Here is a 25030-nt window from a genome sequence, read left to right on the forward strand (position 1 = left end):
CCGGGCGTCACCTCTCCTTCGTCTCCTCCAGCACCGTCCGCCCCAGCAGCGCGTACCGCTCGGGTGCGCGCCGCCTGAGGTACTGGGCGTAACCGATGCCCGTCCCCGCCACCGCCGCCACCAGCCACGGCGTCGCCTTCAGTACCAGCGAGCCGGACTCGGGACCGGCCGCCGCGCTCATGTTGGACACCAGCAGCACGACGACGCCCAGCATCGCGATGCCGCCGATCAGCGGTGCGGTGAAGGTGCGGAACCAGTGGCGGCTCTCGGGGTGGTGGGAGCGGAAGTAGGCCAGCACCGCGAAGGAGCACACGGCCTGGACGACGAGGATCGCCATGGTGCCGAGGATGGCGAGCAGGACGTACGTACCGGTGTACGGGTCCTTGCCCGCGGCCCAGAACGCGCCGAGCAGCACCGCGGTGACGCCCGTCTGCACCAGCCCGGCGATGTGCGGGGAGCCGTGCCGCTCGTGCGTACGCCCGATGGTGCGCTGGAGCGAGGGCAGGACGCCCTCCCTGCCCAGGGCGTACAGATAGCGGGCGGCGCAGTTGTGGAAGGCCATGCCGCAGGCCAGTGAGCCGGTGATCATCAGCCACTGCATGACGTCGACCGCCCAGTGGCCGACATAGCGCTCGGTGGGGTTGAAGAACATCGCGAGCGGATTGGCGGAGGAGGCGGCCTTCACGGCCTCGGACTCGCCGTTGCCCGTGATGGCCATCCAGGAGACGAAGACGTAGAAGACGCCGACGCCCAGGACGCTGATCATCGTAGCCTTGGGGATGATCTTCTTCGGGTCGCGGGACTCCTCGCCGTACATCGCGGTCGACTCGAAGCCGACCCAGGACCAGAAGGCGAAGAAGAGCCCGAGACCGGCGGACGTGCCCTTGAAGGCGTTGACCGGGTCGACGGGCGCGAAGGTGAACCCGTGCGGCCCGCCCCCGTGGAAGGCGACGGACACCGCCATGGCGGCCAGTACGGTCACCTCGGTCGCCAGCAGCGCCACCAGCAGCTTCTCGGCGACGCTGATCCCGAACCAGGTGCCGGTCGCGTTGACCGCGAGCATCAGCAGGGCGAAGGCCCACCAGGGCACGTGCACGCCCGTCTGGTCCTTCAGGGTGGTGGTGGCGAAGGTCGAGAAGATCCCGATGAGGGCGGGCTCGAAGACGACGTACGCGAAGGTGGCGAGCAGCCCGGAGGCGAGCCCGGCGGTCCGCCCGAGGCCGTACGAGATGAACCCGTAGAACGCCCCCGTGGACGTGATGTGCTTCGCCATGGAGGTGAAGCCGACGGAAAAGATTGCCAGGACGACCATTGCGACGAGATAACTCGCGGGCGCCCCGATCCCGTTGCCGGACGACACCATGAAGGGCACGTTCCCGGTCATCGCGGTGATCGGCGCGGCGGTCGCCACGGCCATGAACACCACACCCAGCAGCCCTACGGCATTGGGTTTGAGCCGGTGAACCGTGCCGCCGTCGTCCGTTCCCGCCTCCGGGGCAACGCCCTCGTCCACTGCCATCGGGTGGCCCCTTCCGCGTCCGGTCCATGGGCCCTGGTGGGTCCTGATGGAGCAGGATGGTGGACGAGACGGGGGCACGGGAAGGGGTCGGCGGGGTTAAATATTTGTCACCAGACCATTGGGGCTATCGCGCCCGCCGGCGACAGGGCCGAGATCATCAGGGGCGCCCGCCTCAAGCGGACGGCAGCACCAACCCCCACGCCCCCTCCAGCACCCGCCACGTACGCCTCCGTACCGGCCCCGAGAGCCTCGCGTCGGCCCGGTAGCGGAAGTCGGCGCCGACCACCGTCACCGTCCGCCCGGACGCCCGTACCGGCGTCGCCTCCGCGCCCACCGACAGGGGGTGGATCTCCACCTCGGCCAGGCCGTACGAACCCGGGGTCACCGTCACCGCCTCCACCGGCTGGTCCAGGTCCACCACCGTCTCGCCGTCGAGCTGGACCCGCAGGCGGGCCGGGCCCGGCGAGGGCACCGCCGCGAGGCGCGGTGGGCGGGCGGGCAGGGTGCGGGACAGGAGGGTGCGGTACCAGGGGCCGGACGGCGCCAACGGCTCGCGCACGGCGGCGGCCCGGGTCGGCGGGATCGTCACGTCCGTCAGGACCAGCCCGTCGCTGTCGTCCACCAGCAGGTCCAGGCGGCGTTCCACCCCGTCCAGGACCGTCCGCGCCGCCGCCACCGCCCCGCCGGGTACGCCCAGGGACCGGGCCAGAGACGTTTCGCCCACCGGGACCACCGACAGCCCGCATCCGGCCGGCTCACGCTCACGGTGCAGCAGGGTGACCGCCCGTAGCAGAGCGTGGTCGTCGCCGATCACCACCGGCCGGCGGGAACCCCTTCGGCCCAGCGCGCGAGCGAATTCCTCCGGGCTGTCCGGGAGGCACACCTTCGCCGCCGCACCCGCGCTGAGCACGTCTTTCGCGATCCGTACGGACTCGCCGTCCGTCTGCCGTGCCGCCGGATCGATGATCACCAGCAGTTGCTCGGACGTCGCGAAAGTCGCCACCTCGGTCCTGCCTCGCTTCCTCGGGTAGCATCTTTGTGCAAGAGCCCCTTGCGCTATTGCGCCAGGGGCTTCGTCTATTCCGGGGCATCCGGTCCGACGGTTGGCGACCAACGGCGGTCGCTGTGGCACGCGGCGGTGAACCTTACGCCCACGCCCCCGACCTTGGACATGCCCCGCCCGGAAGGGGTGTACGCGCGTGCCCGCACTTGTGCTGCTCGGTGCTCAGTGGGGTGACGAAGGCAAGGGGAAGGCGACCGACCTGCTCGGTGGCTCGGTGGACTATGTAGTGCGCTACCAGGGCGGCAACAACGCCGGCCACACGGTCGTCGTCGGCGACCAGAAGTACGCGCTCCACCTCCTCCCTTCCGGAATCCTCTCCCCCGGCTGTACGCCGGTCATCGGTAACGGTGTCGTCGTCGACCCGTCGGTCCTGCTCTCCGAGCTGAGCGGTCTGAACGAGCGAGGCGTCGACACGTCCAAGCTCCTGATCAGCGGTAACGCGCACATCATCACGCCGTACAACGTGACCGTCGACAAGGTGACGGAACGCTTCCTCGGGAAGAGGAAGATCGGTACGACCGGGCGCGGTATCGGGCCGACCTACGCGGACAAGATCAACCGCGTCGGCATCCGGGTCCAGGACCTCTACGACGAGTCGATCCTGACCCAGAAGGTCGAGGCGGCCCTCGACGTCAAGAACCAGCTCCTCACCAAGCTGTACAACCGGCGCGCGATCGCCGTGGACCAGGTCGTCGAGGAGCTGCTGGGCTACGCCGAGCAGATCGAGCCGTACGTCACCGACACCGTCCTGGTCCTGAACCAGGCGCTGGAGGCGGACAAGGTCGTCCTGTTCGAGGGCGGTCAGGGCACCCTCCTCGACATCGACCACGGCACGTACCCCTTCGTCACGTCCAGCAACCCCACCGCCGGCGGCGCCTGCACCGGCGCCGGTGTGGGTCCGACGAAGATCAGCCGCGTCATCGGCATCCTCAAGGCCTACACGACCCGTGTCGGCGCCGGTCCCTTCCCGACCGAGCTGTTCGACGAGGACGGCGAGGCGCTGCGCCGCATCGGCGGCGAGCGGGGCGTGACCACCGGCCGTGACCGCCGCTGCGGCTGGTTCGACGCGGTCATCGCCCGCTACGCGACCCGCGTGAACGGCCTGACCGACTTCTTCCTCACCAAGCTGGACGTCCTGACCGGCTGGGAGCAGATCCCGGTCTGCGTGGCGTACGAGATCGACGGCAAGCGCGTCGAGGAACTCCCGTACTCGCAGAGCGACTTCCACCACGCGAAGCCGGTCTACGAGACCCTGCCGGGCTGGTCCGAGGACATCACCAAGGCCAAGTCCTTCTCGGACCTGCCGAAGAACGCCCAGAACTACGTCAAGGCGCTCGAGGAGATGTCCGGCGCCCCGATCTCCGCGATCGGCGTGGGCCCGGGCCGGGACGAGACGATCGAGATCAACTCGTTCCTCTAGTTCCCGTAGTTCAGCTCCGCTTCACGGGCCGGTCATGGACATGAAGTTCCTTGACCGGCCCTTGGGCTGTTCGTGGTTCTCAGAACAGGAAGCCGAAGGCAAGCATCTACGCGGGTAGTTGCCTGTCTTCGTCCCTCTTCCTCGCTCCAGGAGCCCTGTATGCCCGTCAGTCCCATGAACCGCCGGGAGTTCGTGAAGAAGTCGGCCGTCACCGGGGCGGCCGTCGCGGCCGCCGGGACCGTCGCCGCGGCCCCCGCCCAGGCCGCCGAGCAGAAGCGCGAACACACGCCGCGCACCTGGTCGTTCTCCATCCTCGGCACCACCGACCTGCACAGCCACGTCTTCGACTGGGACTACTACAAGGACGCGGCCTACACCGACAAGGCGGGGAACTCGGTCGGCGTCGCCCGGGTCGCCACCCTCATCAAGCAGCAGAGAGAGGCCAAGGGCGAGGACCGCGTCCTCCTCGTGGACGCCGGTGACATCATCCAGGGCACCTCGCTCGCCTACTACTTCGCGCGCGTCGACCCGATCACGGGCACCGACGGCAAGAAGGGCCCCAAGCACCCGATGGCCGTGGCGATGAACCACATGCGCTACGACGCCGCCGCCCTCGGCAACCACGAGTTCAACTACGGCATCGAGACGCTGCGCAGGTTCGAGAAGCAGTGTCACTTCCCGCTCCTCGGCGCGAACGCGCTGGACGCGAAGACCCTGCGCCCGGCCTTCCACCCGTACACGGTGAAGCGCATCTGCGTCCCCGGCGCCCCGGACATCAAGGTCGGCATCCTCGGCCTGACCAACCCCGGTATCGCCCTGTGGGACAAGGACAACGTCAGCGGGAAGATGGTCTTCCCCGGGCTGGTCGAGCAGGCGAAGAAGTACGTGCCGAGGCTGCGGGCGCTGGGGTGTGATGTCGTCTTCCTGACCGACCACTCCGGGCTCGACGGATCGACCTCCTGGGGCGACGCGCTCCCGTACGTCGAGAACGCCTCCAACCTCGTCGCCGAGCAGGTCCCCGGCATCGACGCGATCCTGGTCGGCCACACGCACAAAGAGGTCTCCTCGTACACCGTCAAGAACGAGGAGACCGGCGAGGACGTCCTGCTCTCCGAGCCGTACTGCTGGGGCTACCGCCTCACCGTCTTCGACTTCGAGCTCGAACTGCACTGTGGGCAGTGGAAGGTGACGAAGAAGACGGCCCAGACCCTCGACCCGAAGGGCGTCGAGGAGGACCCGGAGATCACCAAGCTCCTCAAGGCCGACCACGACCTCGTCGTCAAGTACGTCAACACGGCCGTGGGCACCTGCACTCAGGACCTCCCGGCGGCGGACTCCTGCTGGAAGGACGTCCCCATCATGGACTTCATCCACGAGGTCCAGATGCAGTCGGTGAAGGCGGGCCTGTCGGCGAGCGATGCCGCGCTGCCCCTGATCTCGGTCGCCGCGCCGTTCAGCCGCACCGCCGACATCCCGGCCGGCAGCGTGACCATCAAGGACATCGCCGGGCTCTACATCTACGACAACACGCTGTACGGCAAGAAGCTCACGGGCGCCCAGCTGAAGGACTACCTGGAGTACGCGGCGAAGTACTACCACCAGGTCCCGTCGGACACGAAGGTCGACACCGCGACGCTGACCAACGCCAACAACTTCTGGGACTACATGTACGACACGGCGGCCGGCGTCGACTACGAGATCGACATCGCGCAGGCGGAGGGTTCGCGGATCAAGAACCTCTCCTACAACGGCGCCCCGGTCGCCGACGACCAGGTCTTCGTCGTGGCGGTGAACAACTACCGCGCGAACGGCGGCTCCGGCTACCCGCACATCGCCTCGGCGCCGATCGCGTACAGCTCCACGAACGAGATCCGCCAGCTGATGATCGACTACGTCACGGCGAAGAAGACCCTGGACCCGGCGGACTTCGCCAAGGTCAACTGGAAGCTGACCCAGGCGGGCACGCCGGTCTTCTAGACGCGCCCACCCCGCTGTTCGCGCGCGGGCCACTGCTCTTGCGGGCGGTGGCCCGCCCGTCGTGTTCCGGTCAGCTGAAGACGATCATCGACCCCTGCGCCAGCGAGCGCGTCGCCGCCGCGTGCAGGCCCAGCCAGACGTGCCGCTCGCGGGCGAAGGGGCTGGGGTCGTACGGCGCCGGGACCGCGGGCTCCTCCAGCTCCGTGGGGGCCGTCGGCGGGGTCGGGGCCGCCGGGGGGTTGGCCGGGTCGATGCCGAGCGACGGTGCCACGTACTCCAGTTCCCGCAGCAGCGTCTGCGACGAGCCCAACGGGCCGCCTCCGGCGAGCAGTTCGTCGTTCGACAGCGGGTGCGGGAAGTCGACCGGGACGTACGCGCCCGCGTGGTCGTAGTGCCAGACCAGATGGGACTGCTGGGCCGTGGACTCGAACATCTCCAGCAACTGCTCGTAGTCCCCGCCCAGTTCGCCCACCGGCGTCACCGGCAGGCCGCAGACCTGGAGCAGGTAGGCCCGGCGCAGGAAGTGGAGGGCGTCGTAGTCGAAGCCGGCGACGGGCGCGACCTCGCCGGACAGGCCCGGCATGTACTGGTACACCGGCACCGGCGGGAGACCGGCCGCCGCCAGAGCGCTGTTGTACTGCGCGAGTTCCTCGGCGAACGGGTTGTCCGGGGTGTGGCACAACACGTCCACGAGCGGTACCAGCCACAGGTCACAGGCCAAAGAGGGCTCCTCGCACACAGAAGGTGGTCAGGGAAGGGTACCCGTCGCTCAGCCGTTGGTCAGGTGTTCCAGCAGGGCCAGTGAATGGGCGTTGGAGGCGGCGATGATCGCCCGGGCGGCCTCGCTCTCGCGGCGGGCCAGCGCGTCGACCAGGTCCGTGTGCCCGGCCCAGAGACGGCCGCGCAGGTCGGGGAGGCGGAGCAGGTGCTGCACCGCGCAGACCCAGGACTGGACGCGGAGCCGGTGCAGGAAGTCGCCGAGGTAGGGGTTGCCGAAGAGGGCGCTCAGCTCGCGCCAGAAGCGGAGGTCGTAGCCGATCAGGATGGTGAGGTCCCCGGCCGTCGCGGCCCGCGCGGCCTCCTCGCCGCGGCGGCGGACCGTGGTCAGCGCGGCCTTGGTACGGGGGTCGTCCGGCGGGGTGCGGAAGGCGGGGTGGCTCGTGGACAGGGCCTGGAACATGCCGTCGGTGACCAGACTGCGGGCCTCGATCATGTTCCGGTAGTCGGTGAGCGAGTACGCGGGGACCCGGAAGCCGCGGTGCTGGTCGGCCTCCAGGATGCCCTGCGCGGACAGGTCGACCAGCGCCTCGCGGACGGGGGTGGCGGAGACGCCGTACTGGTCCGCGATCTCCTTGACCGTGAACGACCGGCCCGGTCGCAGCCGCCCCGCCAGCACCTCGTCGCGGAGCGCGTCCGCGATCTGCTGGCGCAGGGTGCTGCGGGTCACGGCGCCGTTGCCGGGCATGGTCGGAGTCTCTCCTCGCGCGTAGATGACGTGCTCGTGTCTCGTACGAGATTTCTTACGAGCACGCCACCTTACGCGTTCGGCTCTCCCGGGCGGCAGGTGCGGTACGGCTACTCCGTGTACTCGGCCACCCGTACCCGATTACTCCGTGTGCTCGTCGGCCACGCTCAGCGCGGCGTCGAGCGCGGCGAGGCCCTCCTTCAGCTCGGCCTCGGTGACGTTGCAGGGCGGGACCACGTGGGTGCGGTTCATGTTCACGAAGGGCCACAGGCCGTGCTGCTTGGCGGCGGCCGTGAAGGCGGCCATCGGGGCGTTCGCCTCGCCGGCCGCGTTGTACGGCACGAGGGGCTCGCGGGTCTCGCGGTTCCTGACCAGCTCCAGCGCCCAGAACATGCCGGTGCCGCGGACCTCGCCGACGCTCGGGTGGCGCTCGGCCAGGGCGGCGAGCGCGGGACCGAGGAGAGTGGCGCCGAGGTTCCTGGCGTTCTCGACCACGCCCTCCTCCGCCATGACGTTGATCGTGGCGACGGCGGCGGCGCAGGCGAGCGGGTGGCCGGAGTAGGTCAGGCCGCCGGGGTAGGGGCGCTTGCCGAAGGTCTCGGCGATCTTCTGTGAGATGGCGACACCGCCGAGGGGGACGTAACCCGAGTTCACACCCTTGGCGAAGGTCATCAGGTCGGGGGTGACCTCGAAGAGATCGGCGGCGAACCACTCGCCGGTCCGGCCGAACCCGGCCATGACCTCGTCCAGGATGAAGACGATGCCGTGGCGGTCGCAGATCTCCCGGACGCCGGCCAGATAGCCGGGCGGCGGGACCATGATCCCGGCCGTACCGGGAATGGTCTCGAGGATGATCGCGGCGACCGTCCCCGGCCCCTCGAAGGCGATCGTCGTCTCCAGGTGCTCCAGCGCCCGCGCGGTCTCCTGCTCCTCGGTCTCGGCGTAGAAGCGGGAGCGGTAGAGGAACGGCGCCCAGAAGTGGACGACGCCGTTCGCCGCGCCGTCGCTGGCCCAGCGGCGGGGGTCGCCGGTGAGGTTGATCGCCTGCTGGGTGCCGCCGTGGTACGAGCGGTACGCCGAGAGCACCTTCGGACGCCCGGTGTGCAGCCGCGCCATCCGCACCGCGTGCTCGACGGCGTCGGCGCCGGCGTTGGTGAAGAAGATCTTGTCCAGGTCGCCCGGGGTCCGCTCGGCGATCAGCCGGGCCGCCTCCGAGCGCGCCTCGACGGCGAAGGCGGGCGCGAAGGTCGTCATCCGCGCCGCCTGCTCCTGGATCGCCGCGACGACCTTGGGGTGCTGGTAGCCGATGTTGGTGAAGACGAGCCCGCTGGTGAAGTCCAGGTACCGCTTGCCGTCGTAGTCCCAGAAGTACGACCCCTCGGCGCCGGCGACGGCGAGCGGGTCGATGAGGTCCTGGGCGGACCAGGAGTGGAAGACATGCGCGCGGTCCGCGGCCTTCACCGCGGCGCCGGTCTCGGGATGGGGCTGAGGGGTCATGCGGCCGAGCGTAAATGTCCGCGATGCGGAAGCGACATCGGCGTCTTGTTCTGTGAGAGGGGGGTTTCCGCGACAGGTTGTCGAAAGGGCGGCGAAGGAGCCGGCTTTCGACGGGGCACACGACCGCGTATCTCGCCCGCGCCGGGTACGAGGTGGTGACGGTGGGGCTCGGCCGGAAGCCGGTTACGAGCATCGGCGGACTGCGCATCCAGCCGGACCTCGCACTGGACGAGCTGCGCCCCGAGGACAGCTCCCTGCTGATCCTGCCGGGCGCCGACCTCTGGGACGCAACGGATGGCCTCGCGCCCTTCGCCCGCGCTGCGCGTGCCTTCCTGGACGCCGGCGTTCCCGTCGCCGCGATCTGCGGTGCCACCGCCGGGCTCGCCCGCGAGGGCCTGCTGGACGAGCGCGCCCACACCAGCGTGAGCCCCTACTACCTGGCGGGGGCCACCGATGACGCCGGGGGTGAGCGGTACGTCGAGGCGGACGCCGTGACCGACGGCGGCCTGGCCGTCGCCGAGGAGCTGGCCCGGCCGGCGGGGCTCACGGCGGCGTGGTGGCAGGTGCTGGGCGCGGTGCTGCCCGAGCCGTTGCCGGTGGCGGGCATCGCCCGGGTCATGGGCATCACCCGGCAGAGCGTGCAGCGCATCGCCGATCTGCTGGTCGAGCGGGGGCTCGCCGAGTACCGGGCGAACCCGGCCCATCGGCGCGCGAAGCTTCTCGCGCCGACCGAGGAGGGGCGGGCGGCGGTTGCCCGGATCGGGCCGGGGCACGCCGCGTTCGCCGGGCGGCTGGCGGCGGCGATGGGGGAGACCGAGCCGGCTGAGGCGGTACGGCTGATGGAGCGGCTCTCGGAGGTGCTGGACCGGCTCGGCACGCCCTCCCCGGCGGAACCGTAGACCGGGGGCTGCGCGACTTCTCGTAGGGCCGGATTATTCTCGGTCCGTCGTACACGTATGCGTGCGTGTCGGGGGAGGCGGGTGGCCATGGAGAAGCTGGGGGCGGGGGATCCGCAAGGCATCGGGGGCTATCGGCTGCTGGCGCGGCTGGGGGCCGGCGGGATGGGGCAGGTGTATCTGGCCCGGTCGGACCGGGGCCGTACCGTCGCCGTGAAACTCGTCCGGGAGGAGCTGGCCCGGGAGGAGGAGTTCCGGGCCCGGTTCCGGCAGGAGGTGCAGGCCGCGCAGCGGGTCGGCGGGTACTGGACCGCGCCCGTGCTCGACGCGGACACCGAGGCGGCCGTGCCGTGGGTGGCGACCGGGTATGTGGCCGGGCCCAACCTCCAGCAGGTCGTCGGGCGCGATCACGGGGCGCTGCCCGAGCGGTCGGTACGGATCCTGGCGGCCGGGCTCGCGCACGCGCTCAAGGACATCCACGCGGCCGGGATCGTGCACCGGGATCTGAAGCCGTCGAACGTGCTGGTGACGATCGACGGGCCGCGCGTCATCGACTTCGGGATCGCGCGGGCGCTGGAGACGACCTCGCTGGGCGGGGAGGGGCTGACGCATACCGGTGCGCTGGTCGGGTCGCCGGGGTTCATGGCGCCGGAGCAGGTGCGGGGGGACCGGATCACGCCGGCGTGCGACGTCTTCTGCCTGGGGTCCGTGCTGGCGTACGCGGCGACCGGTGCGCTGCCGTTCGGTACGGCCAACAGTGGTGGGCACGCGTTGATGTTCCGGATCGCCCAGGAGGAGCCGGATCTGGCGGGGGTGCCGGAGGGGATCGCCGACCTGGTACGGGACTGCCTCCGTAAGGATCCCGGGGCCCGGCCTTCGCTGGACGCGATTCTCGAGCGGACCGGGGCGGAGGACACGGTGTCCGGGGGACGGTCCCGGGATCCCTGGCTGCCGGGTGTGCTGGTTGCCCAACTGGGGCGACATGCCGTGCAGTTGCTGGAGGTCGAGGATCCGTCCGGTCACCCGGCCGCACCGCCCGCGCGGCTTCCGTCACCGGGTGCGGGTGGCCCCGGTGGGGCCGATGCGTCTGCGTCGGAGAACGGGCAGGGTCAGTCGCCCGAGCATGCCGCCGCCTCCGATGAGGGGGCCGCCGATCCGGGCAACGGCGGCGTTGACCGGATGCCCACCGTGGTGGCGGGGCAGGCCCCGGTGGCCGGGGGGCCTTCGGCGGCTCCGCCGGTCGGGTACGGGCAGGCGCAGCAGCATCCGCAGCCGGTGCCGCCGTACCAGCCCCAGCCCCAGCCCCAGCCCTCGTCGCCGTACCCCCATTCCTACGGCTATCCGCAGCAGCCGTACGGACCCTACGGCGGTGGACTCGGCTCCACCCCGCCCTACGGGCCGACGCCTCCCGGTGGGGGCGCGCCGGGGCCGGAGCGGCGCAGCGGGCGGTCGACCGCGCTGCTCATCGTGATCGCGCTGGTCGTGGCGCTCGGTGCCGGTGGAACGGTGTACGCGCTGATGAACGGCGGCGGGCATGCCCAGGGCGACGGGAAGCAGAGCCCGTCGCCCGGCGTGACCTCCGCGCCTGCCACCGGAGGGACGTCCGGGGCGCCCACGCCGACCACCTCCGCGCCGTCCTCCTCCACGCCTGCCGATGGCGCGGTACCGACCGCCTATCTGGGCACCTGGAGCACGACCATCGACAACGCCAACGGGACCAACACCCGCCAACTGACCATCCGGCAGGGCCAGGTGGGCGACACCGTACTGACGCTGGTCGCGGACGGGCCGACCGACAGCGGTGGGTCGTACCACTGTGTCTTCCAGGCCACGCTCACCCAACAGCCCAGCGGAAACGGGCCGTTGGAGATCGGGCCGTCCACCGTCAGCTCCGGCGAGCCCGCCTCCTCCTGCACCCCGGGCGAGGCCACCGAGATCACCCTCCAGCCGAACGGCACGCTGAAGCGGGAGAAGGCGGGCGGCGGGGAGAGCCTGACGTACACCAAGCAGTGACCTGTGGGCAGCCGGCCTATCGAGGTTCCGGCGGTCGCTGCCGGGGCATGTTCGGGCGGGTGCCGTTCGCGGGTGGCAGGGGGAAACGCCCCCCGGAACCCCCGCCCTCCTGCCTCGGTACGGCCGCCACCGCCGTCTGGATGCCCAGCGGGGCCGAGCCGGTGCGGAACTCGACCATCCAGTCGGTCGTCTCCGTGCGGACCAGCTCGGTGATGTCCTCGGAGAAGCGGCGCAGTACGCCCAGGCACCGCTCGGCCGCCTCGCTCGCCGTGCCCTCGGCCGGGCCCAGGACCTCCCGGATGCTCTCCGAGGCCCAGTCGAACTGCAGTGCCTGGAGGCGCCGCTGCACCGCCTGGGCCGTGGCGACGTCCCTTATCCAGCCGGAGGTGACGCCGAAGAAGCGGTCGATGCCGACGCAGGCCACCGCGAGGAGCAGGGCCAGGCAGCCCCAGGGGGCCACGCCGTGGGCCGCCCCGGTCAGGTCCAGGAGGGGAAGTGCCGCACCGGCCGCCGCACCCGCCGCCGCGCCGCCGCGCAGGACACGCGCCCCGCGCCGTTTCCACACCCGGTCCCGCAGATACCAGGACGCGGTGGTCAGCGCCCCGCGCTCCACCCACCGGTACAGCTCGTCCAGCCGCTCGGCGGGCTCCCCCCAGTCCCCGAGCGGAAAGGCCCGCCCGGTCAGATCGCCCGGCCGCAGCCCGGACCGACCCTCGCCCCGCCCGTCCTGTGGCGGACCCTCGGGCTGCATCTCCGGCTGACCCACCCGGCACTCCCTACTGAACCGATCCCGACCGAACCTATCCCGACTGACCCCGACCGATCACGTTGCGTGACATTTCCCGCCGATACCGTGCCGAACCCTTCCGACAGCCTGCCGACGCACGGGACCCTTCCTACCGCCCAATGGGTGGCGAAGAGGGAGCTTTCCCGGCTTTTCCGTCCGGAAGAGGGTCTTGATCAGGTATAGGGCTCCTGGACTTCTCACTCGAAAGAGTGGCGGGGCGACGGCGGCGTGGACCACGTAGGCTCATGCTCAGCGGAGAAAACGTTAAGGAGCTGATCGTGTTTCCCGGTGGTGGCCAGCCCAACATGCAGCAGTTGCTCCAGCAGGCCCAGAAGATGCAGCAGGACCTGCAGCAGGCGCAGGAGGAACTGGCGAACACGGAGGTCGACGGGCAGGCCGGCGGCGGCCTGGTGAAGGCCACCGTGACCGGCTCCGGTGAGCTGCGCGCGCTGAAGATCGACCCGAAGGCGGTGGATCCCGAGGACACCGAGACCCTCGCCGACCTGATCGTGGCGGCCGTACAGGCGGCCAACGAGAACGCGCAGACGCTCCAGCAGCAGAAGCTCGGCCCGCTGGCCCAGGGCCTCGGCGGCGGCACGGGCATCCCCGGTCTGCCGTTCTGAGTCCAGGGCAACTACGGTACGTTCCGAAAGGTCTCCAGGAAGGGCAGTCCGGTGTACGAAGGCGTGGTCCAGGACCTCATCGACGAGCTGGGGCGGCTGCCCGGCGTCGGTCCCAAGAGCGCGCAGCGGATCGCCTTCCACATCCTGCAGGCGGAGCCGACGGACGTGAAGCGTCTCGCCCAGGCCCTGATGGAGGTGAAGGCGAGGGTCCGCTTCTGCGCGGCCTGCGGCAACGTGGCACAGGAGGAGCTGTGCAACATCTGCCGTGACCCGCGCCGGGATCCGTCGGTGATCTGCGTGGTGGAGGAGCCCAAGGACGTGGTGGCGATCGAGCGCACCCGCGAGTTCCGCGGCCGCTACCACGTGCTGGGCGGGGCGATCAGCCCCATCGAGGGTGTCGGTCCCGACGACCTGCGTATACGAGAACTTCTCGCGCGGTTGGCCGACGGGACGGTCACGGAACTGATCCTGGCGACGGACCCGAATCTGGAGGGCGAGGCGACGGCGACGTACCTCGCCCGGATGATCAAGCCCATGGGCCTGAAGGTCACCCGCCTGGCCAGCGGCCTCCCGGTGGGTGGCGACCTGGAATACGCGGACGAGGTCACGCTCGGCCGCGCCTTCGAGGGGAGACGACTCCTAGATGTCTGACGCCACGCTGCACGCGACCGGTCGCAACCCGGACGACTTCGCGGTCCAGATCGCGGACCAGATCGAGAGCTTCCTGGTGGCCGTCACGGAGGTGGCCAGGGGCGACGAGCCCGGCTCGACCGTCCCCTTCCTCCTCCTGGAGGTCTCCCAGCTGCTGCTGGCCGGCGGCCGCCTGGGCGCGCACGAGGACATCGTCCCCGACGAGCGCTACGAGCCCGACCTGGGCCCGGAGCCGGACGTGGACGAACTCCGCGAGAACCTGGCCCGCCTGCTGGACCCGGTGGACGTCTACTCGGAGGTCTTCGACCCCTACGAGCCCCGTAAGGCGCCCGTACCGGCCCGTATCTCCGACGACATCGCCGACCTCATCACCGACCTGCGCCACGGCATGGCCCACTACCGCGCGGGCCGCACCGTCGAGGCCCTGTGGTGGTGGCAGTTCTCCTACTTCTCCAACTGGGGCCCCACGGCCTCCGCCGTCCTGCGCGCCCTCCAGTCGGTCCTCATCCACGTCCGCCTCAACCAGCCCCTGGAGGAACTGGACGGCCTCGACACCGACCAGGCGACCATGGGTGACGAGACCCTGGAGTTCGAGGCGGGACGGGTCATGGCGGAGGAGATCGGGACGCCGCTGGGGATGCGGCGGGGGAAGTGACTCCGGGTACGACGCCGCTGTCACCCGTTGAGCTGAAGGTATAAGGATTTCCTTTTGGGCTGGCGCGTCCTACGCTGGGATGCATCGCATGAACTGGGAAATCAACCTCCACTCATCGGTGGAGTCTTGGCTGCTCAAGCTCGCAGAGGAGGACCCGGTGTCGGCGGACCTCGTCGAAGCGGCGGTCGACCTGCTGGCAGAGCACGGGCCTGCACTCGGCCGCCCCTTGGTCGACCGGCTCTACGGTTGCCGCACCCAGAACCTCAAGGAACTGCGGCCAGGGAGCGCGGGGCGTACCGAAGTCCGGATCCTGTTCGTCTTCGACCCTCGGCGGCAGGCGATTCTGCTGGTGGCCGGTGACAAGGCCGGCCGATGGAGGGACTGGTACCGCGAGTCGATTCCCCTTGCCGAGGCCCGCTACGAGGAATACCTCGCCGCTACGGACGGGGCAGGAAAGGACGGGATGGACCGATGAACCGGTACAGCAACTGGGCAGAGGTCAAGCGCCGGATGCGGGAGAGTCAACCGACGGTGTCCGATGCCGAATGGGCATCCCGCAAGCAGGCGGCGCGTACGGCGACGGAGGCGCGCGTAGTGGGTCACCACCTTCGGGAGATCCGCGAGGAGCAGGGACTGACGCAGGCCCAGGTGGCGACATCACTCGGCATCTCCCAGGCCCGGGTCTCCCAGATCGAACGGGGGGAGATCCACAACCTGGAAACGATGCGTGTGTACGCCGAGGCGCTTGGGGCCAGGATCACTGTGACCATTGAGTACGGAGACCGGACGGTCGGGGCGGCATGACCGGCGTGGCAGTCATCTCCCGTTCTGCGCCTGCTTGTTGAGCGCATATGTGCGGAGGCGGCCGGTACGCTGCGCTCTGCAAGCGTGGGTACGGAGACGAAGGAGCGCGCCAGCACTCGCTGCCCTGGAACGCGGCTTCTCCACGATCCCGGAGGCGGCGGCGCAGACCGTGCACGGACTCGGGGGAGTGGGCAAGACCACGCTGGCGTTGCGCTACGCCCACGACAATGTGGATGCCAGTCGGCTGGTGTGGTGGATCAGGGCGGACACCGCGGACTCGATCACAGCGGACCTCGCGGAACTCGCTCGCCGTATTCGTGGTGGCCACGGTCCCGCCGATCAGACCATGGACGATGCCGCGGTCTGGGCCGTCACGTGGTTGCAGGCCCACCCGGGCTGGCTGCTCGTATTCGACAACGCCATGGAGCCGGCTGAGATCCACCGCGTCATCGGCCAACTCCGTCAGACCGGACGCTTCTTGATCACTACTCGTCTCCAGCGGGGCTGGAACACCACACTGACTCCGCTTCCGGTCCTGGAGCCCGAGGCAGCCCAGCGCCTGCTCAAGGGCCTGGCGGGGGTGAGTGAGGACGACGTCGACGAAGCCCGTGCGCTCGCGGAGGACTTGGGATACCTGCCGCTCGCCCTCCGCCAGGCGGGTGCTTACATCGCGCAGACCCGACACACCGTTGCTCACTACCGTGAGCTGTTCGCCAGCCGACCCGGCCGCATGATGAGCGCCGCCCCCGGCACCGACCCCGACCGTACGCTCGCGCGTGTATGGCGGATCACGCTGGACGTCCTCCAGGAGCGGGAGCCCCGCGCCGTGGACGTTCTGCGCGTCATCGCCAGGTACGCCCCCACCGGCGTGCCTTGTGACCTGATCGAGCCGTATGTCGACGATCCCCTGGATCTGCCTGAGATTCTCGGGCTGCTCGACGACTACAACATGATCAGTTATCGAGGGCCGGCTGTCGACGTTCACCGCATGGTCCAAATGATGGCCAGGACCCCTGAACCGGACGACCCGCACCGCACGGAGGATCTTGTGGCGGCCGCCCGGGACCGGGCCGTCGACCTGCTGCTGGCGGCGCTTCCGGCCGACCCGGAGGACGACGCGTGGAAGGCGCCGGTATGGCGGCGGAATCTGCCTCACGTCGAGGCTCTGTTCGACAAGACTCGCGCGGAGCCTGACAACGAGAGCACTGCTCGCCTTGCCGCGAGGACGGGGCGCTTCCTGCGCACTCAGGGACGGAGGCGGTCAGCCCTGGACCTGCTGAAGCGGGCTACGAGCGCTTCTGCGAGGATTCTCGGTGAGGAAGACCCCTCCACGCTGGTCGTGAAGCGCTGGAGTGCGGACGCCTACCGGGAGTTCGGGGAATTCGACCGGGCAGTCCGGCTCGCGGAGAGCGTCGTGGAGGATTTCGAACGTACGCTGGGCGCAACATCTCCGGAGACACGCAAGGCGTAGATCAGCCTTGCGCGAGCGTATGCGGCAGCGAACCGTCCGGACCGGGCGATGCCATTGGCTCGGAGCATCCTCGACGGGCTTGAGCGTGATCGGGGGGAGACGAGCCCTGACGCGATCGAGGCCCGCAACGTCTTGGCTCAGGTTCTTGTGACGTCCGGCGAGATCGCGGCCGCTTCAGCACTCGTGCAGCGGAATCTCGGTATCTGTGAACGCGAGTTGGATGAGCAGCACCCTGCGACTCAGGCGACGCGAGACCTCAACGCGCGCGTTGAGCAGGTGTCGAGGATGCGTGGCCTCTTCGGCACCCCAGAGTCGATCAAGAGGCTTTTTGACGTTGTGGACGAATCGAACGGATTCACCGGCTTCCTCCAGGGCTTCAGGACTGTTCTGGCTTCCCTGACGAATGACGCCGCGGACGATCAGCAGAATCCCGTCACTCGTGAGGAGCGGGTCTTCGCTGAATGCCTGCGCTCCCTGGGCGACGGTGCCGAGGCGACGCTCAGGGCGCAGGCGCGCCTCTTTGTCACACGCATTATGTTCGGAGACCCGGAACGTGCCCGGGTACTGGCGGAACAGGCCGCCCCTGTGTTTGAACGCGAACTGGGCGCTCAGGACATGGAAACCCGTGGCCTGTACTTTTTCCTGGAGCTCTTCAATGCTGGGGATCCCGGCCAGGTATGGCCGAGCCTCTACTCGATACTGACTTCCGACGAGGCTTCCCTGCAGGCGAGGGCATTGCCGGGCCAAATTGAGATGTTCGCGGACAAGGTGCACTCCATACTCAAGGACCGCCTTCCGGAAGAATCTCCTAAGACCTCGTCAGAGCGAGAAGCGATTCCGGATTGACATACGGCGCGGTCGGCGTCGGCTCGCTGTACCAGCGCAGCGGCCAGGTGTCGCCGTCCAACGCCGGGACGCCGACGTATGTGACGGTTCGGTCGATGCGCAGGCCGAAGTACTGCACGCCGAGCGGCCAGTCGTAGCGGTGTACGACGCCGGGCTGGAGCAGGAAGTACACCCACCGCGGCCCGCTCCCGCCCTCGCACACGATCGGCCCCGCGTCCCCGTCGCCCCGCTCGATCAGCCACTCGGCGACGCCCTCGCCCCGCCGTCCCTCGATCCGCACGGCGTCGAAGTGCACGCCGGCCACGCGCAGCCGGTGCCCACGGAGGGGAACCCAGGCGGGCCGGTGAATTGCGTTCGTCATGGTCACACGCTGACGTCTGGGTGGCTACCCTCGGTAGTGACCCAGGTGCTACATGCCCACGTGTATCGGTCGGAGGTGCGTACGGTGTCCCAGTCGCCCGTCATGTGGCGCTTCAGCGGCAACCAGATGAAACGCTGGCGCACGAAGGCCAACATCAGCCGAGAGCAACTGGCCGCCGCCTCCAACTACTCCCCGGACACCATCAAGTCGATGGAGCAGGGGGTTCGCATGCCGACGCCCCGAGTCCTCGATGTGGCCGACGAGTTGTGCTGCGCGGAGGGGTTGCTGAGCGCGGCGAAGGAGTACCTCAGCAGGGAGAAGTTCCCGCCGAGGGCGCAGGAGTTCATGGAGCGGGAGAGGGAGGCGATCGGTCTCTGGTGGTACGAGACCATGTTGGTTCCCGGGTTGTTGCAGAGCGAGGCGTACGCTCGCGCTCTGATCGAGAGCCGCTATCCGCCGCTGGACGAGGAGACGGTCGAGAAGCGGATCGCTGCGCGGATCGAGCGGCAGGCGATCCTCACCGACAGGAAGCCGCCGGTGGCCCTCAGCTTCGTTGTCCATGAGGCAGCCCTACGCGGTCCGTTCGTCGACGTCGACCAACTGCGCCGCTTGCAGCAGGTGTCGGGCCTGCGGAACGTCGACGTACAGGTGCTGCCCTTCGAACGAGCCACCAGCGACGCCCACTTGGGCCCCATGGTTCTGCTGGAGGATCGGGGTCACGAGCGGTTCGCCTTCACGGAAGGCCCGTTCGCCAGCGAACTTTCGGCCGATCCGGAGGTTGTCAGCCGGGTGACCGGGCGGCTTAGCATGATCCGCGCCCAGGCCCTCAGCCCCGCTGAGACGGCCCGTTTCATCGAGCGGATGGTGGATCGCCATGACTGACCGGCTCGCGTGGTTCAAGTCGACCTACAGCGACAACGAGGGCGGCGCCTGTGTCGAAGTCGCGTTCGCGGCCCGCATCCACATCCGCGACTCCAAGGACCACACCAGCCCGGAGATCAACGTTCCCACCCCCGCCTGGTCGGCGTTCATCGCCGCACTTCAGCCCGGGGATTGAGCCTCGGGCTTCGAGCCCTTCCCCTGGGTTTTGGACTTGGTTGAACCTCCCAACCAGCCAAGTCTGTACGTGAGTGAGGCGGGTCTAGCCCGAACGAGTGACGTTCCGTGATCGGCTTGCGTCGGAACGTAAAGCGGCTCTAGTTTCGCGGCAAATAGATCGGCCCCGGTCGGTGCGCCAACACCGGCTCCGGGGCCTGGACCTACGGATCGAATGCGAGTCGATCGTGGCTTACGCCCACCCTAGCCCTGCCCTGCCGTCGCCGTCCCACCCGATGGCCAAAACGGGTTACGGCAAATGCTCCGCCGGTGACGAAGACCCGCACGCGGATGCCGACTTCGCACACCTGGGCGACCGTGAACGCGACCTCGCGGTCTTCATCGACCACCTGCAGGACGGCCAGGCCGTCGGCTACAAAGCGATCGCTGCCGCGCACCCCCGCTACGGCCAGCAGGCGACGCGTGTGTCGCTGGGGCGCTTGATCGACGCCGGACACCTGTTGTGGATCCGGGAGCACATCGCCCTCGACGACGGCTCGATGCGTTGGGTGACGCGGACGTACTGGTCACGTACGCCCAGGTCGGCGGCCTGGTGGGACGAGTTCGCGCGCGCACGGAACGGCAGGGTCGTGACCGGCGGCTACCGACCGGGGCTGGCCCGGACCGAGGAGGTCGAGGAAGAGATCCACGAGGAGGAGCCGGTGGAGCCGGCCGAGCCGCAGCCCAGTGCGGCCTACCGCACCCTCACCGAACTCTGTGACGCGGACCGTCGTATGCCGCTGTCCGAACAGGACTGCCGGTCCCTCGAAGCCCTTGCCGCCGAGTGGCTGTCGCGGGGCTCGACGCCCGAGGACATCACCCGAGCCCTCACCGAAGGACTTCCACCCCATGTGACGAACCCGGGTGGATTCGCCCGCAAGCGATTGGAGAAGAAGATGCCGCCGAAGAAGGCGAAGGCACGTCAGAAGCAGGATGTGTTGCTGGGTCACGTCGACCGGGTGATCCGGGTGTGTGGCACTTGCGACGCGGACGAGAGGACCGTGGAGATCATCCAGGGCCTGTGCCGGGGGTGCCGCGTGGAGCTGGGACTGGAGACGCCCGAGGGCGAGCGCATCACGCAGATGCCGGCGACCTTCCTGGCCAGGCCCCTTCCCACGGCCCAGGAAGTGCATGACTGGGCAGCCAGGGTGCGCGCTGCGGGCGGCCTGCGTTCGAGGCGCGGGAGGGGCGTATGAGCGTGCAGGACGTGCCGGTCAGGGTGGAGCGTCGCCCGCAGATGAGCATCGAGGAGTTCGAGGAGTTGGAACGCCACGCACCGGAAACGGTGTGGCTGGAGTTCATCAGAGGCCGCCTGGCGGTGAAACGGGGGCCGGACGGCAACCGGAGCGAGATCATCGCCTGGTTGCAGAGGTTGTGGGCTGAGCGGGAACGGGCCCCGTGGCTCTACGCGTACCGGGGCCTGCGCACGGAAGCCGACAGGATGGGACGGGTACGTCCCGACGGGGTGCTGGCCCCGGAGAGGCACTTCGCTGGACATGGGGCCTGGAGCGACCCAGCAGGAGTGTTCATGACGGTCGAGGTGACGTCCGGCGACCCGGACACGGACTGGCACGTGCGAGGTCAGAAGCCCGACGGCTACGCCGCCGCCGGTATCCCCGTCTACCTCCTCATCGACCGTGATGACCGCTCGGTCGTCGTCTTCAACCAGCCCGAGGACGGCCGCTACCGTCACGAGGAGAAGCTGCCCTTCGGTGCCTCCGTCAAGCTCCCCGACCCCGTGAACATCACCTTGGACACCGAGCCGCTCAAGCAGTTCAGCGACTGAGCAGCAGGCGGAAGCCGATGCCTCGCACCTGCTCCAGGGTGATCGTCTCGGGGAGTTCGGCGCGCAGTGCCGTCACGTGTGTGTCCAGGAGGGAGTCCGTCAGGCCGGGGAGGCAGGTGAGCTGAGCGCGGGTGAGCACACGGTCCGGGTGGGCGAGGAAGTGAGCGAGGAGCGTGCGCTGCGGCTCCGACAGGTTCAACTCGTCCACGTCTACCCGGACTTCGGGCGGACCGGGCAGCGGTAGCCGTACCGTCGCGCGGATGCGGTCGATGATTCGTGACGCCTCGTGCGGTTCGTCCACGTAGTCGTCCGCGCCCATCTCCAGGGCCGTCACCCGGTCGCGTTCGGCGCGGACGAGCGCGATCAACGGTGTGGTCGTACGGGAGCGCAGGGTTCGGCACGCCGGCAGGGACGCGGGACCGACCACGATCACGTCGTGGCCCTCCTCCGGGTCGCTTCCGTGGTCCACCTCGTAGCCGTGGGCTCGCAAGGCGTCGGCCGGTGTCTCGTCGTCCCCCAGCAGAAGTACGCGCACGCCTCGCACCCTAGCGGCCTGGCCACAGTCCCCACAGGCCCTTCGTCATCGTCGTGGCGCCGCCCAGCAGGGCGAGGAGAAGGACCAGGTGGCGGGCTCTGCGTTCGGGGATGTGGGTGGAGATCGCACCCCCGATCGCGGCACCCAGCGCCAGTGCCGCGGCCGTCGCCAGCCACTGGGGTGCGGTCAGACGCGGAGTGCCGTTCGCCGCTATCGAGAAAACGTTGACCGCCACGCCGTAGAACTGCGCGTTCGGCACGAACTCCCGTACCGTCCAGCCCGCGTTGAGGGCGTACAGGGACACCGGTGGGCCGCCCACGCCCGCTGCCGCGTTCATGAAGCCGCCCAGGGCGCCCGCCGTCACCGCTCCCTTGCCGCCGCGCAGTGCCGGGACCCGTGCGCCGCGCAGGACCAGCAGCACGGCCGCCGTCACCAGGGCGCCCATCGTCAGCAGCAGGACCGGGTGCGGGAGCCGGCGGGTCAGCCAGGCGCCCGCCGGTACCGTGCAGGCCGCGGCCAGGCACAGCGGGACCATCGCCGCCAGGCGGACCCGGCGCCAGCCGCCGGCCAGGCCGACCACGCTGATCGCGCCGGCGGCGCAGTTCGCGAGGATCACACCCTGGGCCGGGCCGAGCAGCAGCACCAGGGCCGGTACGGCGACCAGGGCGAAGCCCATGCCGGTCAGCCATTGGACGCCGGCGCCGAGCAGGACGATCGATGCCAGCAAGATCTCCGTCACCCCCGTATCCCCGCCCATGTCCGTGTCCCTGTCCATGCCGGGGAGCTCAGTGTGACCCAGCGCACTTTCCCGCGTGGTGTGGCAGAGGCTGGGCAGGTACCGGACCGCGGACGTCCGGTGGCCACCGTGACCATGTCTCACCATGCGGGAGCAGGGCGGTGGAATTCGGGCGCTCGTTAGACTGAGCCGACACAAACGAACCGAGCGAGGAGCGCACGTGGGCCTTGTCGTGCAGAAGTACGGAGGCTCCTCCGTAGCCGATGCCGAGGGCATCAAGCGCGTCGCCAAGCGGATCGTGGAAGCGAAGAAGAACGGCAACCAGGTTGTCGTCGTCGTTTCCGCGATGGGCGACACGACGGACGAGCTGATCGATCTCGCCGAGCAGGTTTCTCCGATGCCTGCCGGGCGCGAATTCGACATGCTGCTGACCGCCGGAGAGCGGATCTCCATGGCCCTGCTGGCGATGGCGATCAAAAACCTGGGTCACGAGGCCCAGTCCTTCACCGGCAGCCAGGCAGGCGTCATCACCGACTCGGTCCACAACAAAGCCCGGATCATCGACGTCACGCCGGGGCGGATCCGGGAGTCGCTCGACCGGGGCAACATCGCGATCGTCGCCGGGTTCCAGGGCGTCAGCGCCGACAAGAAGGACATCACCACGCTGGGGCGCGGTGGGTCCGACACCACGGCCGTGGCGCTCGCCGCCGCGCTCGACGCCGAGGTCTGTGAGATCTACACCGACGTCGACGGCGTGTTCACCGCCGACCCGCGCGTGGTGAAGAAGGCGAAGAAGATCGACTGGATCTCCTTCGAGGACATGCTGGAGCTCGCGGCCTCCGGCTCCAAGGTGCTGCTCCACCGCTGTGTGGAGTACGCCCGCCGCTACAACATCCCGATCCACGTCCGCTCCAGCTTCAGCGGGCTGCAGGGCACGTGGGTCAGCAGTGAGCCGATTGGGGACAAGCAGGTGGAGCAGGCCATCATCTCCGGTGTCGCGCACGACACCTCCGAGGCCAAGATCACGGTCGTCGGCGTGCCGGACAAGCCGGGTGAGGCCGCCGCGATCTTCCGGACCATCGCCGATGCCGAGATCAACATCGACATGGTCGTGCAGAACGTGTCCGCCGCCTCCACCGGCCTGACGGACATCTCCTTCACCCTGCCGAAGACCGAGGGCCGCAAGGCCATCGACGCGCTGGAGAAGAACCGCCCGGGGATCGGGTTCGACTCCCTTCGGTACGACGACCAGATCGGGAAGATCTCGCTGGTCGGCGCGGGTATGAAGACCAACCCGGGGGTCACCGCCTCCTTCTTCGAGGCGCTGTCCGACGCGGGCGTGAACATCGAGCTGATCTCGACCTCCGAGATCCGTATCTCGGTCGTCACCCGCAAGGACGACGTGCCGGAGGCCGTGCGCGCCGTGCACACCGCCTTCGGGCTCGACTCCGACTCCGACGAGGCCGTCGTCTACGGAGGCACCGGCCGATGACCGGCAAGCCGACGCTCGCGGTCGTGGGAGCGACCGGGGCCGTCGGTGCCGTCATGCTCCAGATCCTGTCCCAGCGGGCGGACGTCTGGGGCGAGATCCGCCTGATCGCCTCTCCGCGCTCGGCCGGCCGCAAGGTGGCCGTGCGCGGGGAGGAGGTCGAGGTCGTGGCCCTGAGCGAGGAGGCCTTCGACGGGGTCGACGTCGCCATGTTCGACGTCCCGGACGAGGTCGCCGCCGCGTGGGCGCCGGTCGCCGTCGCGCGCGGCGCGGTCGTCGTCGACAACTCGGCCGCCTTCCGGCTGGATCCCGAGGTGCCGCTCGTGGTGCCCGAGGTCAACCCGCACGCCGTACGGGTCCGGCCGCGCGGGATCGTCGCCAACCCGAACTGCACGACCCTGACGATGATCGTCGCCCTGGGCGCGCTGCACGCCGAGTTCGGGCTGCGCGAGCTGGTGGTGTCGTCGTACCAGGCGGTCAGCGGGGCGGGGCGGGCCGGTGTGGAGACGCTCCGGGCCCAGCTGTCCCTGGTCGCCGGGACCGAGCTGGGGACCAAGCCCGGTGACGTACGGCGGGCCGTCGGCGAGAACACCGGGCCGTTCCCGGAGCCGGTCGCGCTGAACGTCGTGCCGTGGGCCGGGTCGCTGCGCGAGGACGGCTGGTCCTCGGAGGAGATGAAGGTCCGCGACGAGGCCCGCAAGATCCTCGGGCTGCCGAAGCTGCCGGTCGCCGTGACCTGCGTCCGGGTGCCCGTCGTGACCACGCACTCCCTGACCGTCCACGCCCGCTTCCAGGGCGAGGTCACCGTCGACGGTGCACGCGAGATCCTCGCCACCGCGCCGGGCGTGGTGCTGTACGACGACCCCGAGGCCGGTGAGTTCCCGACCCCGGCCGATGTCGTGGGCACCGATCCGACCTGGGTGGGCCGGGTACGGCGGGCCCTGGACGACCCGACCGCGCTGGAGCTGTTCGTGTGCGGCGACAACCTCCGCAAGGGCGCCGCGCTGAACACCGCGCAGATCGCGGAGCTGGTCGCCGCCGAGTTCTCCTGAACGCCGCCCCTGTTCACCTGCGGTTTCGTTTGTAGGATCTCCGTAAGAGGATTCTTCTCCCCGCCCTCCGCAACCGCTTGCAGGGCGGGGAGCGTCTTTGCGGTCACCCTTGCGGGGCCTGGGGGGCGAACGATCCTGGCGTGGGGACGTCGTGGTCGGGGCGTGGGGACGCCTCGGACCTATGGGATACAAGGGAAGAGCGGGACGCATGACGGCACTTGAGGCACCGTCGGTTGTCGCACATGTGACGCCCGGCACGTACAACCCTGACGGGGTCAGACGTGTCCAA

At 69.5% G+C, this 25030-nt stretch carries 26 protein-coding genes; 17 read left to right on the forward strand and 9 right to left on the reverse strand.

Translation table 11 applies throughout. The features are described from left to right. Window positions 1–7 precede the first annotated feature (7 nt). Window positions 8–1519 (reverse strand): APC family permease, encoded by a 1512-nt coding sequence (locus tag ACH47Z_RS19155; RefSeq protein WP_399075017.1) that lies wholly within the window; start codon window positions 1517–1519, stop codon window positions 8–10. Window positions 1520–1691: 172 nt separating this feature from the next. Then, window positions 1692–2522 (reverse strand): diacylglycerol kinase, encoded by an 831-nt coding sequence (locus ACH47Z_RS19160; RefSeq protein WP_399075019.1) that lies wholly within the window; start codon window positions 2520–2522, stop codon window positions 1692–1694. 196 nt (window positions 2523–2718) lie between these two features. Here ACH47Z_RS19160 and ACH47Z_RS19165 point away from each other — a divergent pair, with 196 nt between their 5' ends. After that, window positions 2719–4002 carry an adenylosuccinate synthase gene (locus ACH47Z_RS19165; protein WP_399075021.1) on the forward strand — a complete coding sequence of 428 codons (1284 nt, stop codon included), beginning with the start codon at window positions 2719–2721 and terminating at the stop codon, window positions 4000–4002. Window positions 4003–4161: 159 nt separating this feature from the next. Beyond that, entirely contained in the window at window positions 4162–5979 is a 1818-nt protein-coding gene (locus ACH47Z_RS19170) for a bifunctional metallophosphatase/5'-nucleotidase (protein ID WP_399075023.1), read from the forward strand. A gap of 70 nt (window positions 5980–6049) precedes the next feature. On the opposite strand, the gene ACH47Z_RS19175 is transcribed toward ACH47Z_RS19170, so the two are convergent. The 3 genes from ACH47Z_RS19175 to ACH47Z_RS19185 all read right to left on the reverse strand — a co-directional run bounded on the left by ACH47Z_RS19175 (window position 6050) and on the right by ACH47Z_RS19185 (window position 8941). Continuing rightward, window positions 6050–6700: a hypothetical protein gene (locus ACH47Z_RS19175; protein ID WP_399075025.1), complete on the reverse strand. Its 651-nt coding sequence runs from the start codon at window positions 6698–6700 to the stop codon at window positions 6050–6052. A gap of 48 nt (window positions 6701–6748) precedes the next feature. Continuing rightward, complete coding sequence (locus ACH47Z_RS19180; RefSeq protein WP_399075028.1) at window positions 6749–7444, reverse strand: GntR family transcriptional regulator; 696 nt, start codon at window positions 7442–7444, stop codon at window positions 6749–6751. A 141-nt stretch (window positions 7445–7585) separates the two neighbouring features. Continuing rightward, the gene (locus ACH47Z_RS19185) at window positions 7586–8941 is read right to left on the reverse strand and encodes an aspartate aminotransferase family protein (RefSeq protein ID WP_399075030.1); all 1356 of its coding nucleotides are present in this window, start codon (window positions 8939–8941) and stop codon (window positions 7586–7588) included. 77 nt (window positions 8942–9018) lie between these two features. On the opposite strand from ACH47Z_RS19185, the gene ACH47Z_RS19190 reads away from it, so the two are divergent. Both ACH47Z_RS19190 and ACH47Z_RS19195 read left to right on the forward strand, forming a co-directional pair. Further along, window positions 9019–9840 carry a DJ-1/PfpI family protein gene (locus tag ACH47Z_RS19190; RefSeq protein WP_399075032.1) on the forward strand — a complete coding sequence of 274 codons (822 nt, stop codon included), beginning with the start codon at window positions 9019–9021 and terminating at the stop codon, window positions 9838–9840. 87 nt (window positions 9841–9927) lie between these two features. After that, on the forward strand, window positions 9928–11850 hold the full coding sequence (locus ACH47Z_RS19195; RefSeq protein WP_399075034.1) for a serine/threonine-protein kinase: 1923 nt from the start codon (window positions 9928–9930) through the stop codon (window positions 11848–11850). A 16-nt stretch (window positions 11851–11866) separates the two neighbouring features. On the opposite strand, the gene ACH47Z_RS19200 is transcribed toward ACH47Z_RS19195, so the two are convergent. Continuing rightward, window positions 11867–12616: an SLATT domain-containing protein gene (locus ACH47Z_RS19200; protein WP_399075036.1), complete on the reverse strand. Its 750-nt coding sequence runs from the start codon at window positions 12614–12616 to the stop codon at window positions 11867–11869. A gap of 299 nt (window positions 12617–12915) precedes the next feature. Here ACH47Z_RS19200 and ACH47Z_RS19205 point away from each other — a divergent pair, with 299 nt between their 5' ends. The 7 genes from ACH47Z_RS19205 (at window position 12916) to ACH47Z_RS19235 (ending at window position 17687) form a co-directional block, all read left to right on the forward strand. Continuing rightward, window positions 12916–13260, forward strand: a complete 345-nt coding sequence (locus ACH47Z_RS19205; protein ID WP_399075038.1) for a YbaB/EbfC family nucleoid-associated protein — start codon at window positions 12916–12918, stop codon at window positions 13258–13260. Between the two features lie 51 nt (window positions 13261–13311). Next, complete coding sequence (gene recR, locus ACH47Z_RS19210; RefSeq protein ID WP_399075040.1) at window positions 13312–13911, forward strand: recombination mediator RecR; 600 nt, start codon at window positions 13312–13314, stop codon at window positions 13909–13911. Further along, window positions 13904–14566, forward strand: coding sequence for a DUF5063 domain-containing protein (locus ACH47Z_RS19215; RefSeq protein WP_399075042.1), 663 nt, complete (start codon window positions 13904–13906; stop codon window positions 14564–14566). Before recR ends, ACH47Z_RS19215 begins: the two co-directional genes overlap by 8 nt. Before the next feature lie 88 nt (window positions 14567–14654). Continuing rightward, complete coding sequence (locus tag ACH47Z_RS19220; RefSeq protein WP_399075044.1) at window positions 14655–15041, forward strand: type II toxin-antitoxin system RelE/ParE family toxin; 387 nt, start codon at window positions 14655–14657, stop codon at window positions 15039–15041. Continuing rightward, window positions 15038–15370: a helix-turn-helix domain-containing protein gene (locus tag ACH47Z_RS19225; protein ID WP_399075046.1), complete on the forward strand. Its 333-nt coding sequence runs from the start codon at window positions 15038–15040 to the stop codon at window positions 15368–15370. The genes ACH47Z_RS19220 and ACH47Z_RS19225 overlap by 4 nt, the downstream gene beginning before the upstream one ends. A gap of 187 nt (window positions 15371–15557) precedes the next feature. Beyond that, complete coding sequence (locus ACH47Z_RS19230; protein ID WP_399075048.1) at window positions 15558–16841, forward strand: tetratricopeptide repeat protein; 1284 nt, start codon at window positions 15558–15560, stop codon at window positions 16839–16841. A 48-nt stretch (window positions 16842–16889) separates the two neighbouring features. Then, on the forward strand, window positions 16890–17687 hold the full coding sequence (locus ACH47Z_RS19235) for a hypothetical protein (RefSeq protein ID WP_399075050.1): 798 nt from the start codon (window positions 16890–16892) through the stop codon (window positions 17685–17687). Here the strand turns inward: ACH47Z_RS19235 and ACH47Z_RS19240 are convergent. Beyond that, window positions 17650–18054 carry a hypothetical protein gene (locus tag ACH47Z_RS19240; RefSeq protein WP_399075052.1) on the reverse strand — a complete coding sequence of 135 codons (405 nt, stop codon included), beginning with the start codon at window positions 18052–18054 and terminating at the stop codon, window positions 17650–17652. The two genes, ACH47Z_RS19235 and ACH47Z_RS19240, sit on opposite strands and share 38 nt — an antisense overlap. Before the next feature lie 96 nt (window positions 18055–18150). Between ACH47Z_RS19240 and ACH47Z_RS19245 the strand changes: the two genes are divergently transcribed. The 4 genes from ACH47Z_RS19245 to ACH47Z_RS19260 all read left to right on the forward strand — a co-directional run bounded on the left by ACH47Z_RS19245 (window position 18151) and on the right by ACH47Z_RS19260 (window position 20929). Next, window positions 18151–18930 carry a helix-turn-helix domain-containing protein gene (locus ACH47Z_RS19245; protein ID WP_399075054.1) on the forward strand — a complete coding sequence of 260 codons (780 nt, stop codon included), beginning with the start codon at window positions 18151–18153 and terminating at the stop codon, window positions 18928–18930. Further along, window positions 18923–19105, forward strand: coding sequence for a DUF397 domain-containing protein (locus tag ACH47Z_RS19250; protein ID WP_399075056.1), 183 nt, complete (start codon window positions 18923–18925; stop codon window positions 19103–19105). The genes ACH47Z_RS19245 and ACH47Z_RS19250 overlap by 8 nt, the downstream gene beginning before the upstream one ends. A gap of 274 nt (window positions 19106–19379) precedes the next feature. After that, window positions 19380–20339 carry a hypothetical protein gene (locus ACH47Z_RS19255; RefSeq protein WP_399075057.1) on the forward strand — a complete coding sequence of 320 codons (960 nt, stop codon included), beginning with the start codon at window positions 19380–19382 and terminating at the stop codon, window positions 20337–20339. Next, window positions 20336–20929: a Uma2 family endonuclease gene (locus ACH47Z_RS19260; RefSeq protein WP_399075058.1), complete on the forward strand. Its 594-nt coding sequence runs from the start codon at window positions 20336–20338 to the stop codon at window positions 20927–20929. Before ACH47Z_RS19255 ends, ACH47Z_RS19260 begins: the two co-directional genes overlap by 4 nt. On the opposite strand, the gene ACH47Z_RS19265 is transcribed toward ACH47Z_RS19260, so the two are convergent. Both ACH47Z_RS19265 and ACH47Z_RS19270 read right to left on the reverse strand, forming a co-directional pair. Continuing rightward, window positions 20919–21464, reverse strand: a complete 546-nt coding sequence (locus ACH47Z_RS19265; RefSeq protein WP_399075060.1) for a response regulator transcription factor — start codon at window positions 21462–21464, stop codon at window positions 20919–20921. The genes ACH47Z_RS19260 and ACH47Z_RS19265 overlap by 11 nt on opposite strands. A gap of 10 nt (window positions 21465–21474) precedes the next feature. Then, window positions 21475–22239: a sulfite exporter TauE/SafE family protein gene (locus ACH47Z_RS19270; RefSeq protein WP_399075062.1), complete on the reverse strand. Its 765-nt coding sequence runs from the start codon at window positions 22237–22239 to the stop codon at window positions 21475–21477. Between the two features lie 181 nt (window positions 22240–22420). Here ACH47Z_RS19270 and ACH47Z_RS19275 point away from each other — a divergent pair, with 181 nt between their 5' ends. Then, complete coding sequence (locus ACH47Z_RS19275; protein WP_399075064.1) at window positions 22421–23692, forward strand: aspartate kinase; 1272 nt, start codon at window positions 22421–22423, stop codon at window positions 23690–23692. After that, complete coding sequence (locus ACH47Z_RS19280; protein WP_399075066.1) at window positions 23689–24741, forward strand: aspartate-semialdehyde dehydrogenase; 1053 nt, start codon at window positions 23689–23691, stop codon at window positions 24739–24741. The genes ACH47Z_RS19275 and ACH47Z_RS19280 overlap by 4 nt, the downstream gene beginning before the upstream one ends. Window positions 24742–25030 lie beyond the last annotated feature (289 nt).

The organism is Streptomyces sp. NPDC020192, assembly GCF_044388685.1.
GTDB lineage: Bacteria > Actinomycetota > Actinomycetes > Streptomycetales > Streptomycetaceae > Streptomyces.

What these genes read in the sequence shown, in the direction of transcription:
- ACH47Z_RS19215 (WP_399075042.1), top strand. Translation starts at nt 13,904, where the DNA reads ATGTCTGACGCCACGCTGCACGCGACCGGTCGCAACCCGGACGACTTC.
- ACH47Z_RS19180 (WP_399075028.1), bottom strand. Translation starts at nt 7,444, where the DNA reads ATGCCCGGCAACGGCGCCGTGACCCGCAGCACCCTGCGCCAGCAGATC.
- ACH47Z_RS19260 (WP_399075058.1), top strand. Translation starts at nt 20,336, where the DNA reads ATGAGCGTGCAGGACGTGCCGGTCAGGGTGGAGCGTCGCCCGCAGATG.
- ACH47Z_RS19225 (WP_399075046.1), top strand. Translation starts at nt 15,038, where the DNA reads ATGAACCGGTACAGCAACTGGGCAGAGGTCAAGCGCCGGATGCGGGAG.
- ACH47Z_RS19250 (WP_399075056.1), top strand. Translation starts at nt 18,923, where the DNA reads ATGACTGACCGGCTCGCGTGGTTCAAGTCGACCTACAGCGACAACGAG.
- ACH47Z_RS19235 (WP_399075050.1), top strand. Translation starts at nt 16,890, where the DNA reads ATGCCATTGGCTCGGAGCATCCTCGACGGGCTTGAGCGTGATCGGGGG.
- ACH47Z_RS19155 (WP_399075017.1), bottom strand. Translation starts at nt 1,519, where the DNA reads ATGGCAGTGGACGAGGGCGTTGCCCCGGAGGCGGGAACGGACGACGGC.
- ACH47Z_RS19195 (WP_399075034.1), top strand. Translation starts at nt 9,928, where the DNA reads ATGGAGAAGCTGGGGGCGGGGGATCCGCAAGGCATCGGGGGCTATCGG.
- ACH47Z_RS19280 (WP_399075066.1), top strand. Translation starts at nt 23,689, where the DNA reads ATGACCGGCAAGCCGACGCTCGCGGTCGTGGGAGCGACCGGGGCCGTC.
- ACH47Z_RS19255 (WP_399075057.1), top strand. Translation starts at nt 19,380, where the DNA reads ATGGCCAAAACGGGTTACGGCAAATGCTCCGCCGGTGACGAAGACCCG.
- ACH47Z_RS19220 (WP_399075044.1), top strand. Translation starts at nt 14,655, where the DNA reads ATGAACTGGGAAATCAACCTCCACTCATCGGTGGAGTCTTGGCTGCTC.
- ACH47Z_RS19270 (WP_399075062.1), bottom strand. Translation starts at nt 22,239, where the DNA reads ATGGACAGGGACACGGACATGGGCGGGGATACGGGGGTGACGGAGATC.
- ACH47Z_RS19185 (WP_399075030.1), bottom strand. Translation starts at nt 8,941, where the DNA reads ATGACCCCTCAGCCCCATCCCGAGACCGGCGCCGCGGTGAAGGCCGCG.
- ACH47Z_RS19245 (WP_399075054.1), top strand. Translation starts at nt 18,151, where the DNA reads ATGTGGCGCTTCAGCGGCAACCAGATGAAACGCTGGCGCACGAAGGCC.
- ACH47Z_RS19170 (WP_399075023.1), top strand. Translation starts at nt 4,162, where the DNA reads ATGCCCGTCAGTCCCATGAACCGCCGGGAGTTCGTGAAGAAGTCGGCC.